Origin of the sequence: Sphingobium sp. MP9-4, from assembly GCF_005281675.1 — a bacterium.
Lineage (GTDB): Bacteria > Pseudomonadota > Alphaproteobacteria > Sphingomonadales > Sphingomonadaceae > Sphingobium > Sphingobium yanoikuyae.
In genome coordinates this window covers 79,323-93,817 of sequence record NZ_LUFI01000014.1, presented here as the reverse complement: position 1 = coordinate 93,817, position 14,495 = coordinate 79,323, and the positions used below count along the sequence as shown (strand labels likewise).

The window sequence follows — 14,495 nt, the reverse complement described above, 5'->3', positions numbered from 1 at the left end:
GCGGTCTTGACCCTGCCGGTCACGCTTGGCCATCGTCATTCCGATTTCGTGGATTTGTCCGGCGATGCGGCGGCGCTGGCGACGCGGCTCGTCACGGTGTCGAACATCAACGCACAGTCCAGTCTCGAGTTGATCGAGGATCTCGCGCCCGACTACATCTTCGTCATCGGCTGGTCGCAACTGTGCGGCGCGCGCGTGCAGGCCAGCGCGCCCGGCGGCCTGATCGGCTTTCACCCTGCGCCGCTGCCCCGGTTGCGCGGGCGGGCGATCATCCCATGGACCATCCTGCTCGATGAGCCGATTTCCGCTTCGACCCTGTTCAGGATCGACGACGGGGTCGACAGCGGCCCGATCCTGGCACAGCGTTTCTTCCATGTCGCATCGGATGAGACGGCAGAATCTCTCTATGCCAAGCATATGATGATGCTGGCCGAAATATTGCCGCCCATGCTGATCGAACTGGCCCATGGGCGTGCGCCTGGGGTGCCGCAGGACGAGCGGCACAGCAGCTATGGTACGCGCCGACGGCCCGAGGATGCCCGTATCGATTGGACGGCGCCGGTGGACGATATCTGGCGCATGGTGCGCGCCTGTGGCGCGCCCTATCCGGGCGCTTGGACGATATTGAACGACAGCAAGGTCGTCATCGCGGCGGCGCATCCCGTATCCCTGTCGCGCTACAGGGCGTCCATGCCGGGGCAGATTGTCGAGCGAACCGACAGCAGCTTTACGGTGCGCTGCGGCGATGAGGGCGGGCTGCAGGTCACGCAATGGTGCTGCAAGGCGGATGGCGCCTTGCCGGTCCACGCCATTTTGGGGCGGGAGCCGATGACGCGATGACGGCTCTCGATTCCGTGCAGCGGGCGCTGGTCATCGCACCGCATCCCGATGACGAGGTTCTAGGCTGTGGGGGAACGATCGCGCGACTGGTCTCGATGGGGTGCCAGGTCGAAATCCTGGTGGTTACGCGCGGCATGGCGCCGTTGTTCGACGAGGCTCAGGCTAACCAGGTGCGCGATGAGGCCCGCCAGGCGCATTGGCTGCTGGGCGTCACCCAGACACAGTTTCTTGATTTTCCGGCGGCTGGGCTGGACGGCGTATCGCGTGCCGCGCTCAATGCCGCCGTTGCGAAATCGGTTATGACGAGCCGGCCCGATATGTTGCTGGTCCCCTTTGTGGGCGATCTGCATTTCGATCATAAGCTGGTCTTCGATGCGGCCATGGTGGCGGCGCGTCCGTTGGGGCGGGATTATCCCCGGCGCATCCTCGCCTATGAAACAGTGTCGGAAACAAACTGGTCCGCGCCCTATCTTGGTCCCGCGTTCCAGCCCAATGTCTTTATCGACATCTCCAGCCATCTGGATCAGAAATTGGATGCGTTTGCCTGCTTCCGGTCGCAGGTTCGACCGTTTCCCAATGAACGGTCGCTAGAAACATTGAGAGCACTGGCAATGGTGAGAGGATCCTGCGTTTCCTGCGCGGCGGCCGAGGCTTTCACCCTGATAAGGGAGGTAGCATGAACATGCCGGTCGTTTTCGAACCTACTCAAGAGGGGGCGGTCACCCTGGTGGCAAATTCAGGACGACGCGCGTCTTCCCGGCGATCCTTGCGCATGATGATGAGTTCGGCCGGCCGCCGGGTCAGTCTGCTGCGCAGCTTCCGCCAGTCGGCTGCACAACTGGGCGCGGATCTCAGTATCTATGGCTGTGATTTGCAGCCGGAATGGAGCCCGGCCTGTATCGAGGCGGACAAGGCATTCGCAGCGCCTTCAGCGGAAAGCACCGCATTCATTCCAGCGATGCTGGAGATATGCGAACAGGAAAATATCGGCCTGATCGTGCCGACCATCGATACCGAACTGATCGCCTTTGCCCGTGCCCGGGACAAGTTCGCGGCGCTTGGTTGCCATGTTGCCGTCAGTAGCGAGCAGGTCGTGACGATGGCGCGCGACAAGCTGGCGACAGCCCGCTTCCTCTCCGCCGCAGGCGTTCACACGCCCCGGACGGCATCGGCCAAAGATGTCTTGCGCGGGCGCGAAGAAATGGTCTTTCCCTTGCTTGCCAAGCCGCGCCACGGGAGTTCGAGCCGCGGTATCATGATGGTCGAGACGCTGAACGAATTGCTCACGCTCGATGCCAAGGAACCCTATATCGTCCAGCAGTTCATTCCGGGACGGGAATTCACGGTCAATCTCTACTTCGATGCCGAAGGACGGCTGAAATGTGCCGTGCCGCATGAAAGATTGAAGGTCCGCGCAGGCGAAGTGGAAAAAGGGGTCACGCTGCGCAGCCAGCCGCTGGCGGACATGGCCCGCCAGATCGCCGCTGCGTGCAAGGGTGCGCGCGGGGCGCTGTGTTTCCAGGTGCGTCTGGCCGAGAACGGGATGCCGTTCGTGTTCGAGATCAATGCCCGCTTCGGCGGCGGTTATCCGTTGACGCATCATGCCGGCGCGCAGTTCACGACGTGGATGCTGGAGGAATGTCTGAACTTGCCGCGTACCGCCAATGATGAATGGCAGTCCGATATGCTGATGCTCCGGTTCGATGATGCCGTGTTCGTCTGATGGCCCGGCCGCGGGTGAAGTGCGCGCCGGAGCACGTGCTTGTCTTCGACCTTGATGACACACTCTATCTGGAACGGGACTATGTGCTGAGCGGATTGGGCGCCGTAGGTGCATGGGCGCGCGAACGCCTGGGCCTTGTCGAATACGGGACTTTTCTGCGCCGAAAGTTCGAGGCGGGTGCCAGGACACAGTTGTTCGATGACTGCCTGCGCGACTTGGACATTGATCCTACGCCGTCCCTGGTGGGGCGGATGCTTGCCGTCTATCGACAGCATCGACCGATTATCGAGCTGGCGCCAGATGCCGCGGATTTTCTGACGAATATCGCGCCGCATATTGCAATCGGCGTCATCACCGACGGGTATCTCGATGCCCAGAGACGGAAGATCCGCGCACTGGATCTGTACCGGCGTGGTGTCAGCCTAGGTATCTGTACTGACCGCTGGGGGCGTGCGCATTGGAAGCCGGATCGGCGCGCCTTCCTGCATATGCAGGAATATTTCGGATTGGCGAATCACTGTTTCACTTATGTTGCCGACAATCCGGTGAAGGATTTTATCGCTCCGAAGGCGCTGGGCTGGCGTACCATAAGGATAGTGCGGCCGGGTCGGATCGACCATGCAGACCATCCTGCCCGGCATTGCGATGCACAAAGGGTTATTGAAAACCTTGGTGAATTATGATTTTCCTTCAAAGGAATTTACAAAATTTACTAATACTTTTGAGTTTGCCCTTCAAATGCACCTATTGGAAAAGCTTGATTGTTTTTCCGATTACTATAGCTCTTAGGCAGGGAAGGGTCGCGATCGGAAAGCCGGATGCTGCAAAAAGCAGGCTTTCCCTCTGAAGGGGTTCCTCGCTCTCTGGCAGTTGATGCCATAGTCGAGTTCGCTGCGTGAAAGCGAAGGCGCTCCTAATTTCTCGGAGGCGACTTTGAGCAATCAACTGCAAGTGATCATCGTCACGCAAAATGAGATCGAAGGCGAAGGCCTGCGACGTATTCTGACGGAAAGATCGTTGGATGTCGTCGGCGTTTTCCGAAATTTGGCCGATATTCCGCTGGAAACTGACAGCCACGGCGTGAACAACCTTCTGGTGATGGCCTCCTCGTCCGATGAAGCGACGCTCGAAATGTGTCGAGAGGCTCATATGCTCCAGGACGAGGCATTGATCGTCATGCTGGGACATGATTGTGAATGCGCGATGGTTGCCCAGGCGTTTCAGGCGGGTGTGGCCGGCTATATTGGCAAAGACACATCCTGCGCCAGTCTTGCAGCAATGATCAATCTGGTCGCACTCGGCGAAAAGATCGTGCCCTCTCGCATCATTTTCGAACTTGCAGGGCTCGATACCAATTTGCGCTGGAACGATAATGACGGCCGCATTGAAGATGTGAAGATGTCGGACCGTGAGGTAGAAATATTGCGTGGTCTGATCCGGGGCGAACCCAACAAGATCATTTCCCGCCGGCTCAACATTACCGAGGCCACGGTGAAGGTTCATGTCAAATCCATTCTACGGAAGCTTCATGTGGTTAATCGGACGCAGGCCGCAATCTGGGCGTTAAGCCGCGGTTTGCTGGGTGAACCAGTTCAGCAAAACGGCGAGCAGCCGCCATGCCGGGCCGTGCCAGCCGTAACTCCGGCCGCGGTACCGCGCCTCCCTTTAAGGCTGGCCGACGTGGCTTGAGTGACGACTAGCCAGTCGGATTTTCCAGGGTTGCGTCGGCGTTTCGTGCTGTGGGCGACTGTTGAAGCGAGCTTTGTCTGCTCCAGGTCCGCCTTCGAATGATATCGTTGTTGGAAGGGGATATCCTATGTCTTCAGGCGACGCCCTCATCGTTCCTTCTAATTTGAGCCCAGGTGAGATATTCATGGGGGCGGCGCGGGCACCGCAGCCAAGCACTCGTACGGGCTATTTCGGCGTTCACGATTTTTTCCGGATGATCCGGCGGCGCTGGATATTGATCGCCACGCTGACCGTGCTGGGCATGGCGATGACGATCATCGTCCTGATCAACATCACGCCCATCTACAGCAGTTCGGCGACCGTGGTGGTCCAGCCGCCTGACGCGGAAACATCGGTCACCGGCACGACCATCCTCAGCCCGAACCAGGAAACGCAGATCGAGACGAAAGTCGAAATGCTGCGCTCCCGGCGTCTTGCGCGGGCGGCGGCGACGACGCTGCATCTGGATGATGATCCCGAATTTGCCCGCAAGCCGGGAGAAGCCAGGGGCGTCGGATCCTGGGTCCGGGAAGTGATCCTGGGCAACCGTCCGGTGGAAGTGGATCCCGGCCTTCGGGCGGAGGCGGCCGAGCGGTCGCGGAGCGAGGGCGTGGTCGACCGGCTGCTCGACAAGGTCGACATCATGCGCGTCGGCCGGTCGAGCACGATCAAGGTGACGGCCTCTTCGGAAGATCCGGCAAAGGCCGCCCTGATCGCCAATCGGCTGGTCGAAACCTATATCCAAGGTGGATTGAAGAACGCCAAGGAATCGCGCGATAAGGAAATCCAGGCGCTGACCGCGCGGGTCGTGCAGGTGCGTACCGCCATGCAGCAGACTGATGGCGCCGCCGCCAGTTTCCGCGCGGCCCATGGCATATTGGCATCCAATCCCGAAGTCAGCGGCGCTGCCCAGGTCGACCAGTCGGCCGGCATTCTGGCCCAGGCCCGTGCGGAAAGCGCTTATGCCAGCCGGCTTGCCCAACTCAGTGGAGGACCGGCGACGGCGACATCCCCGCTGCTCATCGAACTGCGACAGCAGGAGGCAACCTTGTCGCGGCGTCTGGGCGAACTGAGCACGATGTTCGGTCCGGGCTATCCTGATGTCGTCAAGACCAAGGCGGAACTGGCCACGATCGGCCCGCGCATCGCGGCGGAAACGACGCGGTTGCAGGGCGAATTGTCGGCCGTGTCGGCGGCCAGCGCCGCCCGGCGCGGTGCAATCGATGCCAGCATCAGCAGCATCCGTTCGCAGGCTCTGGCGTCGGGAGGACAGGCGGTCGCGCTGCGGGGGCTCGAACGCAAGGCGGAGGCAACCAACACGCTGTACATGTCGTTGGTCGCCGCGCTGAACGCAAAGATCACGGCGCCCGTCGATGTGGATCCCGACATCTCGATCATCTCCCGCGCCTCTCTGCCAGCGGTGCCCAGCTATCCGATCCCGCAACGGGTTCTGGCGGTGGCGATGCTGGCCTTTCTTCTGCTCGGCCTGATCGTCGCCTTCGTGGTCGATACGATGGATACGACGATCCGCACGGCGGCGCAGGTCCGGCGCCTGCTCGGCATTCCCACACTTGCGATGGTGCCCGATCTCAGTGATGGGCGCGAAGATGAACCGGTTCATGCGGTCGTAGAATCCAAACCCCGGTCCCGCTTTGCCGAGGCGATCCGCAATCTGCTGATCGAACTGGAATCGCGCCATGGCCCCGGCTCCCAGGTGGTGGTGGTGACATCTCCGCTGGATGGCGAGGGCAAGAGCACCATCGCCACCAGTCTGGCGGCTGCGGCTGGCGCCGTCAGCAGGCGCGCGGTCGTCGTCGATTTCGATTTGCGGCGCCCCAATATCGAGGCCGATTGCAAGGGCAATGGTGTCGTTGGCTATCTCACTGGTCGTGCTGGCCTGGAGGATCTGCCCGTCATCCAGGAAGACAGCCATTTTTCGGTAATTGCCGTCGGCGATACACCCATGGATCCGGGGGCGCTGATCGCGTCGCCTCGCCTGCCACGCATGGTCAATGCGCTGCGGCAGCATTATGATCTGGTGATCCTGAATGCGCCGCCGATCCTGCCGGTGCGCGATGCCAAGACGCTCACCGAATATGCCGATTCGACGATCCTGGTACTGCGTTGGGGCATGACCAGTCCCGAAGCCGCGCGGGTGGCGATGGAGATGTTCGAGCGGCCGATTACCGGAGCGGTCATCAACATGGTGGATTATCCGGCCCATGCACGACGCGGCTATGGCGATGCGATCCACCATATCGCTCGACTGACCAAATATTATGATGCCGATGATCCGGCGGAGGCTGGTGCGATGCACAAGCGCCTGTTGCGCAGCTGGCGCCGTTCCAAGCGTCGCGTGGTGGAAGCGCTGCATTTCAATTGAGGTGCCGTCCCAACAGGACCAAAACAGGACCGGTGAACCGCATGGGTTGATCGGTCCTTTTTGCGTGTGATCGGAAAAGCCTTGTGGCCCTATCGCTGTTGCCAGGGGGCGACCTTGATCGCGCGGCGAAGGTTCAAGCTGAGACCGCCCAGCCAGACGATGCCGAAGGCCAGGTGGGCTAGATTGGCACCCATGGCACCGAATTCCATGATCAGCGGGGCGACCGAGCAGTAGAAGGCCATGGCACAGGCCATAACGGTACGTAGGACGCCCCGCTGTTCCCCCAGCGACAGCAGCCCGGCGCGACTGGCCGCGCCGCTGATCGTCATCGTCACCGCCAGGATCTGGACGATGAGGAGCGGTACCGCCCCGGCAAATTGCGCTCCAACGATCAGGCGCATCAGGCTCGCGCCGGCGATCAGGATGGTGAGGAAACAGGCCATGCCAAAGGCGAGCAGGATTAGCTCGGTTTGTATCACCACCCGCACGAAGGCGCGGCGATTGCCGACCGCCGCCAACCGGCTGAGGTCTGGATAGACGACCGATTCCACTTGGCTGCCGATCTGTTGCACGACTCGGCTGATCCGCTTGGCAATGTGAAACAGGCCCGCGCTTGCCGGGTCGGCAAGCCAGCCGACGATCAGCGTGTCGACCTGCTGGGCGCTCGACCAGACGGTCAGGGAAAAATTGGATCCCAGGGCAAAGCGCCATACCTTCGGAAAGCGCTCGTTGATGCCTTCGACGCTGGCGTCGAAAATGGCGCGCAGGCCTGGCGCGGGCAGAAGGCGTATCGCGAAGATGAAATTGGAAATCGACATGATGATCTGGGTAAATGTCCAGATCAGCACCATCTCGAACAGGTCTGCATCCATCACGAAGGCAATACCGATCAGCGCCAGTCTCAGCAGCGCATTGGCGACCTGAATGCGTGCGATCATGCGATATTGGTCGGTCAGGCGGTATATCGCCGTGGCCACACCATTATAGCTAAACAGCAGCGACACCAGGAAGATGAGGGCCATTTGCAGGGTTTCGTCGCTGTAGCCGAGCAGCCATTGCCCCGTCAGCGCAATCCCGTTCGCCACCACCCACGCCGCAACGCCGCCGCCCAGGTCGAGCAACAGTCCGAATTTGAGCAGCGCGAAAAACGCGGCGGAATCCTTTTCGTGATCAAGGCTGGCGCCATAGCGGATGACCGGTTGCCAAGACTGGAAACTCAACAAGCGCTCGCTTGCCTGTCCCAGTGTCAGGATCATTGCCAGGATGCCATAGGCCGCGGGATGTAGCAGTCGAGCCGTAAGGGCGATGGAAAGTAGCGTGATGCCCAGTGTCGCCGCCGTTCCGCTCAGCAGGTGGGTAACGGCGCGCACGCGCCGGTGCGACATGGCTCGAAGCCCCCATGCGTGGGTCGAGATGATGAACGACAATAGCGGGTGCGCCCTCTCCATAGCCATGTCCCTCCACCATGATCGTCGCTAGTTCATGGAACCAATCAGGATAAAAGCGCAGCTTTCCTGTAGATGTAATCCCAAATTGCCGATCACCGCAGCGACGCTGGATGATAAGGAACAGGCAGGGGAGACGTTATGTCCATCACCGCCAAAGCCTTTTTTCATCCAGCCCGAAAGCCGACTTCGACCGATGTCGAAGATCGTTTCTTTTCGGATCTGCGCACGCGCAACTCGACCTTCAAACGGACAGCAAGCGATCGCTTTCATGATCTGGATGCGCGTTGTCTGGAAAGTTTCGAATTGAGTGGCGCCACCATTGGGCAGGTTCTTGATATCGGCATATCGTCCGGTGCGACGACGCTTGCCCTCTATGAGCGATTGCTGGCCTGTGGGCATATGCCGGCCGTGGTCGGCACCGACATCGCCATCGACGGTCGATTGGTGAAGGCCTATCCGGGCGTGCGGGTGCTGACCGACGAGGCGGGACATCCGTTGCAATATGATGTGTTGGGCCGGGTGGTACGCCCCTGGGGCCGTCGGGCCGACTATGCCACCGGCATGCTCGCGGTGCGCGCCCTGGCAAATGCCTGGCTGGGCGGACGTGCCCAGCGCCTCGTGCAGCAGGGGGGCGGGGATGTCACGCCCGTGCGCCTCATCAGTCCGCGGCTGAAGGCCGCGTCGAACGTGCAGATCGAGAAGAATGACATCTTTGTCGATACCCCCGCGTTCCGCCATCGGTTTGACTTCATCCGGGCCTGCAACATCCTAAATCGCGGCTATTTCGATGAAGAGGCGCTGCGCCGGGCGATGGCCAACATCGTGCGCTATCTGACCGGTCCTGGGGCCTTCCTGCTGATCGCCCGCTCTGCTCGGGGATGCCATGTCGGCACGCTGTTCCAGGTTTCTGCTAATGGCCGTTTTCTGGACGTCGTGGACCGTTTCTGCGGCGGGTCGGAAGTGGAATGGCTGATGCTTGAAACCCCGTTGCCCGAGCAATGGGCCATCTAGCATGCCGTCGGCCGTCACCATATGCTTTCCCTTCGTCGGAGACCTGGTGGGGGGCAGCCATATCTCTGCCAGCAGCTTGATCGCCAAGATCGATCAGCAGCGTTACGCGCCGCTCGTCATCGTCCAGAATCCGCAGGGCATCATCGCCCGGCTGTTTGCGGACAGGGGCATTGCTGTCGAGGCCATCCCCGCTTCCATTTCTCTCCAGCACGGCCGCAGGGTCGGCCCGTTGCGGGCACTGGAGCTAGCGCGAGGCGCCATTCCTCTGGCCCGGTTCCTGCGCAAACGCCAGGTTGCCATCGTCCACAGCAATGACGGGCGCACCCATGCGACCTGGGCATTGGCCGCTCGGCTGGCGGGAGCCCAATTGCTCTGGCATCACCGTGGTGCACCCGATGCATTGGGATTGAGGATGGTTGCGCCGCTACTGGCCAACCGGGTGGTTGCGGTGTCGCACTTCGCCGGCGACCAGGCAGGCGGCCTGCGCCGCAGGCTGCGTACCGATGTGGTACACAGCCCTTTCGATACATCCATCCAATGCGATCGGTGGGCGGCCCGGCAGGCGATACTCGAACTCATCAATGCGCCGCCCACCGCCAATCTTGTCGGCTTCTCGGGCGTCCTGATCGGCCGCAAACGGCCATTGCTGTTCGTCGATGCAATTGCTGCGCTTCGCCGTGTCGCGCCCGAACTCGATGCGCGGGGTGTGCTCTTCGGCGAGGCGCTTGACGGCATGGACGCCCAGGTTGCGGATCGTGCCCGGCGGCAAGGCATTGGCGACGCGATCCATCTGATGGGTTTTCGCACTCCCGGCGCCTTCTGGCTGGCGGGGTGCGATTTACTGATGGTGCCGGCGATCGACGAACCTTTCGGACGAACGCTGATAGAGGCGATGCTGGTCGAAACGCCGGTCGTCGCGACTGCATCGGGTGGCAATGTCGAAGCTATCCGAGACCGTGAGACGGGGCGTCTTGTTCCACCAGAGGACGCTCAGGCGCTGGCCGATGCTTGCGCCACCCTGTTACGCGATCCTGCGATGATGGAAGGCATCGGCCAATCTGCGCGGGCCGATGCCTTGCTCAAATTCGGCGAAGCGCGCCATGCCGATGCGATCATGGCGATCTATGACGACATGCTTCATGCTGGCGCCGGGCAGGAGACGCCCCATCGCTAGCGAGGCGACCTCTGCCTTGCTGGCGCGCTCATCCGGTCCGACCCGGCCTGCTTCGCCGCGCGACACAGCCGGGGGCGGGTTCAATGTGGCGGCGCACGGCTTGCGCGGCCTGGCAGCGATGATGGTGCTGCTGGCGCATATTCTGGGCGGCACCGCCAAACATATCTATGCCCAGAATGATGCCTATGTGCAGGGCATCGCGGGGGCTTGGGCATTAGGCACTTTTGGTGTCGAACTGTTCTTCATCATCAGCGGCTATGTCATCCTGCCGAGCGCAATGCGCTATGGCGCGCAGCAATTTGCGCTGCGCCGCTTCCTGCGGCTTTATCCGCTGTTTTTCGTGCTTTCGCTGCTCTTCATCGTGCTGAACGCAATCACCAATGCCTATCCTGCGCTCAATTCGACGAAAGCGGTGATTTCGGGCCTGCTGTTCATCAACCTTTTTACCGGCACGGAGCAGCTCACGCCCAATGCGTGGAGCCTGACCTACGAGGTGATCTTCTATCTGCTGATGTATGGGATCGTCTATTTTACGGTGCATCATCGCAACCGCGCGGGCGCCGCCGTCGCAATCCTCGTCGGACTGAGCTTCCTGCTGACCCATCCGATCGCCATCTATTTCGTCATCGGCGCGGCAATCCGACTGGCCAGTGCCAGGCCCTGGCGCTGGCCCATCCCGGCGCGCGGTCTGGAACTTGCAAGTCTGATCGCGATGATCGCCTTCGCCAGCCGCGGCCATTTCGAATATAGCTGGAGCGACTTTGCCGATCCGGTCCTGGTGCCGATCATCCTGTCGGCCGGACTCTATTTCCATTGCGCGGTCCAGCCGGGCAGCCTGACCGCCCGCGCGCTCGACAATCCGCTGTTCCGCTATCTCGGTACCGTCAGCTACAGCCTCTATCTCGTGCATCCCTACAGCTATTACGGGATACGCAGGATATTCGACCATTTCGGCTGGTTCACCGACAATGTGCTGGGATCGATCGCGATCTTCGCTGCGGTCGTGGTGGCCGTGACCATGCCGCTCACCCATCTCGTCCATATCAGCCTGGAAATCTGGCCCTATCAACGCTTTTTCGGGCAACGGATCTATCGGGAAAAGGGCAGCGCGGCGGCCCAGGCGCAGCCAGCGGGAGGCGAGGCATGAGCAGTGCGTCTGAAGGCACCGTGGCCGATGCGCGGGCGATGGCAGACAGCCCGCCAACGGCGATCATGGTCGGCATATTCCTGGCGGCCTATCTGTCATGGCGCCCGTCGATCGACATCATGTTCACGGTCAGCGACCTGTGCCTGCTGATCGGGGGCGCGCAGTTGCTGGTCCGGAAACATATTCCGCTTGAACCCTTCGGCCTGCTGTCGCCGCTCTGGTTCGCGGCCTTCGCCCTGATGATGGGCGGCTTGCTCGTCAGTTCGCTCTTCTGCCATGATCCCACGCGCTGGATCATCGTCGCCCTGCAATATAGCGTGGCCTGGGCGGTGCTGCCTTTCCTCCTGATGGGGCATGGTGCCGCCAACACCAACCGGCTGGCCTGCGCCTTGCTGTTCGGCGTGTTCCTGATGGAGCTGATCGGGATCATCGTCTATTTTACCTATTCGGGCTCGTTCGAAGACGCGCGCGCCACGCTGGGCCTCGATTTCCTGTCCGGCAGCGGGCGGCTGGGGGCTTTCGCGACCGACGCGAACTGGAATGGCGCAACCATCTCGATGGCCTTGCCCTTTGCCTTCTACCTGCGCGCACGCCGGGTCATCGGCCTCTGGCAGATGCTCGTCATCGCAGGCGTCCTGTTCTATGCCTTGCTGCTGAGCGCGTCCGCAACCGCCTTTGGCAGCATGGTTGTCGCGATCCTGTTCTTCGTCCTGTTCGGCGACCGTCGCATTCGCGCTTATGTTCTTGGCGGGCTGGTCGGTATCGTTGCGTTGGGCATCGTTCTGAACGCCGTCAATGTCACTTTGCCCGCCGTGTTCCAGAAGCGCGTCGCGAACGCCTTGGAGGCCGGCGACATAGCGGAGGCCGGCACGTTCGAGGACCGGCTGGGATTGGCCAAGGATGCGTGGCAACGCGTCGGTGATCATATGTTCGTCGGTGTCGGCGTGGATCAGGATCGCGTCATCAGCCCGGCCGGCGCGCCGGTGCATAACATGTATCTGCTGCTGTGGGTGGAAGGCGGCTTTCTCGCCCTTGTCGGCTGGATCGCGATGATTGGCGTTGGCGGCGTGATCGGGTTCACGGCGTTGAAGCGGGACAGGCTGGCCGGGGCGCTTGCCCTGTCCGTCCTGGCGACCTTCCTGCTCTTTTCCGCCGCGAGCCCGCATATGTACGCACGGCTGTGGGCGGTGCCGGTGTTGCTGGCACTGGCGATCGCGCTGCATGGCGGCGAGGCCGACCTGCGGCGACGCAGTGGGCGTGCGCTTTCGTCCAGGCGGATGCGGGCCTTGCGCTATGCACGGGGATAGCCGTGCGGCGCTCTGGCGCCCGTCGTCGGGATGGGTGCCCAAGCGCTGGCAAGCCCTGACGCCGGCCAGGTTCCTGATCTATGCGATCCTCGCCTTCGTGCTGATCGGCCTGTTCGGACGGGTCGTCACCTTTCCGCTGGGGCATGACGAGCAGATTCATGTCAGTGCCGGTCAGCTACTGTTCCAGGCGCCGCTGTATCAGGCGCTGGGATATAATCATCTGCCGGGCCTGCCCCTGCTGCTGCACACGCTCTATGCGCTGACCGGCGACAGCTATCTGCTGTTGAAGGGGCGTCTGCTCATCTTCCTGTGCTGGATCGCCACCGGGCTGCTGCTCTATCGCTTTGCGCTGCGGCAGGCGGGGGATCGGCATGTTGCCCTGGCGGCCTTGCTGGTGCTGGTGGCGGGTGTGCTCATGGGCCCGGCAGGAATGCTGGTCACCAATAATTTCCTGCCCGTCCCGTTCGCGATCCTTTCGTTCGATCTGTTCTTGCGCGGGCTGGACGAAGGCCGGATCCGCGCGGGCCTGCTTTTCCTGTCCGGGCTGGCCATGGGCTTCGCGGCCGTGCTGAAGGTCAGCTATGTGTTCCTGGGACCGCCTTTCGCGCTGGCGGCGCTGTTGCTGCCACGCGCTCTGCCTTTTGGGGAAAGAGTGCGGCGGGTGTTCGTGCCGCTGATCATCGGCGGGCTGGTCGGTTGCTCGCCCGCGCTGGTCGTTCTGATCAGCGATCCCTACGGATTATTTGCCCACACGGTCCGCTATTTCTCGCACGGCCATCTTGCCTATTGGGAGCAGGCGACCGCCGCCAAGGCGATGTCCTTTCCCGAAAAGATCATGGTGGCCGAAGGCGTGTGGCTGGCCGGATCGGGGCTGCTTGCGCTTATTCTCGCGGGCGTTTTTGCGGGAACATTGGTGCGCAGGGCAGGGGCGGCGGCGTTGGCCTGGTGGCCGATCCCTCTCGCGGCCGCGCTGGCGGCGTTCGGCGCACTCGGCGCATTCGTGCCGACGCCGGCCTTCCCGCAATATTATGAACCGCCGGTGCCCTTCTTCATTCTCCTTTTCATCCTCCTCTACCGCCGGCTCGATGCCGAGGCGCGGCACTGGATGGCGGCCGTGCTGGGAAGCGTGGGGGCGCTCGCGCTCATCAGCGTGACGCCGCGCCTTGCCGCGGCCGTGCCGGGCGTGGCGCAACCGGTTCGCTGGACGGGCACGGTCACACATGAACAGGGCCAACAGATCCGGGCAGTGCTGGACAGGGCTGGGGCACGGGGCAGGGTCGCAACCCTGTCGCCGATCGCGGTGCTGGAAGGCGGGTTGCCGATTTATCGCGAATTTGCCGCCGGACCTTTCCTCTACCGCGTCGCGCAATATCTGCCGGCTGCCGATCGCCCCTATTTCACCACGACGACTCCGCATGGCCTGTCCGCCTTTCTCGACGCCGATCCGCCAGCGGCGATCCTCGTCGGTGAGGAAGGGGAACTCGATGCCGCTTTTGCCAGCTATGCCCGGCTGCGTGGCTATCGGCTGCTGCCCATCGGCGGCGACGAAACCCGGTTGTTCGTGCGGCCGGACGCGGACGGTCTAGCCCTTTTGGAGAGGGGCGTTTCCCATAATGGTGCCCCCCTGTCCGAACGGACCGCCGACTAACCCACCTGCGCACGCGCGGCGGTGCCGCAACAGGATATCATGGCGGGGTGGGCCGATATGGGCCTGACGCCAAGGAAGGGGGAGCG

Annotated in this window: 12 protein-coding genes; 11 read left to right on the top strand and 1 reads right to left on the bottom strand. The window is 62.0% G+C overall.

All coding sequences use genetic code 11. The features are described from left to right. Window positions 1-6 precede the first annotated feature (6 nt). The 6 genes from A0U87_RS03210 to A0U87_RS03185 all read left to right on the top strand — a co-directional run bounded on the left by A0U87_RS03210 (window position 7) and on the right by A0U87_RS03185 (window position 6,674). Complete coding sequence (locus tag A0U87_RS03210) at window positions 7-840, top strand: methionyl-tRNA formyltransferase (protein ID WP_234415623.1); 834 nt, start codon at window positions 7-9, stop codon at window positions 838-840. Beyond that, window positions 837-1,520, top strand: coding sequence for a PIG-L deacetylase family protein (locus tag A0U87_RS03205; protein WP_048937503.1), 684 nt, complete (start codon window positions 837-839; stop codon window positions 1,518-1,520). Before A0U87_RS03210 ends, A0U87_RS03205 begins: the two co-directional genes overlap by 4 nt. Next, complete coding sequence (locus tag A0U87_RS03200; protein WP_048937504.1) at window positions 1,517-2,563, top strand: ATP-grasp domain-containing protein; 1,047 nt, start codon at window positions 1,517-1,519, stop codon at window positions 2,561-2,563. Before A0U87_RS03205 ends, A0U87_RS03200 begins: the two co-directional genes overlap by 4 nt. Further along, complete coding sequence (locus A0U87_RS03195) at window positions 2,563-3,246, top strand: HAD family hydrolase (RefSeq protein ID WP_048937505.1); 684 nt, start codon at window positions 2,563-2,565, stop codon at window positions 3,244-3,246. Before A0U87_RS03200 ends, A0U87_RS03195 begins: the two co-directional genes overlap by 1 nt. A 250-nt stretch (window positions 3,247-3,496) precedes the next feature. Further along, the gene (locus A0U87_RS03190) at window positions 3,497-4,252 is read left to right on the top strand and encodes a response regulator transcription factor (protein ID WP_048937506.1); all 756 of its coding nucleotides are present in this window, start codon (window positions 3,497-3,499) and stop codon (window positions 4,250-4,252) included. Between the two features lie 253 nt (window positions 4,253-4,505). Next, a complete protein-coding gene (locus A0U87_RS03185; protein ID WP_048937507.1) occupies window positions 4,506-6,674 on the top strand; it encodes a Wzz/FepE/Etk N-terminal domain-containing protein in 2,169 nt (722 codons plus the stop codon). Between the two features lie 89 nt (window positions 6,675-6,763). Here the strand turns inward: A0U87_RS03185 and A0U87_RS03180 are convergent, their stop codons facing one another. After that, the gene (locus A0U87_RS03180; RefSeq protein ID WP_234415621.1) at window positions 6,764-8,101 is read right to left on the bottom strand and encodes an oligosaccharide flippase family protein; all 1,338 of its coding nucleotides are present in this window, start codon (window positions 8,099-8,101) and stop codon (window positions 6,764-6,766) included. Between the two features lie 159 nt (window positions 8,102-8,260). On the opposite strand from A0U87_RS03180, the gene A0U87_RS03175 reads away from it, so the two are divergent. From A0U87_RS03175 to A0U87_RS03155, 5 genes are all read left to right on the top strand, one after another. Continuing rightward, window positions 8,261-9,133 carry a hypothetical protein gene (locus A0U87_RS03175; protein WP_048937509.1) on the top strand — a complete coding sequence of 291 codons (873 nt, stop codon included), beginning with the start codon at window positions 8,261-8,263 and terminating at the stop codon, window positions 9,131-9,133. A gap of 1 nt (window position 9,134) precedes the next feature. Beyond that, window positions 9,135-10,307 (top strand): glycosyltransferase family 4 protein, encoded by a 1,173-nt coding sequence (locus tag A0U87_RS03170; protein WP_048937510.1) that lies wholly within the window; start codon window positions 9,135-9,137, stop codon window positions 10,305-10,307. 85 nt (window positions 10,308-10,392) lie between these two features. Then, a complete protein-coding gene (locus tag A0U87_RS03165; RefSeq protein WP_159078636.1) occupies window positions 10,393-11,454 on the top strand; it encodes an acyltransferase in 1,062 nt (353 codons plus the stop codon). Continuing rightward, the gene (locus tag A0U87_RS03160; RefSeq protein ID WP_080993568.1) at window positions 11,451-12,761 is read left to right on the top strand and encodes an O-antigen ligase family protein; all 1,311 of its coding nucleotides are present in this window, start codon (window positions 11,451-11,453) and stop codon (window positions 12,759-12,761) included. The genes A0U87_RS03165 and A0U87_RS03160 overlap by 4 nt, the downstream gene beginning before the upstream one ends. Further along, window positions 12,748-14,409 (top strand): glycosyltransferase family 39 protein, encoded by a 1,662-nt coding sequence (locus A0U87_RS03155; protein WP_048937513.1) that lies wholly within the window; start codon window positions 12,748-12,750, stop codon window positions 14,407-14,409. The genes A0U87_RS03160 and A0U87_RS03155 overlap by 14 nt, the downstream gene beginning before the upstream one ends. Window positions 14,410-14,495 lie beyond the last annotated feature (86 nt).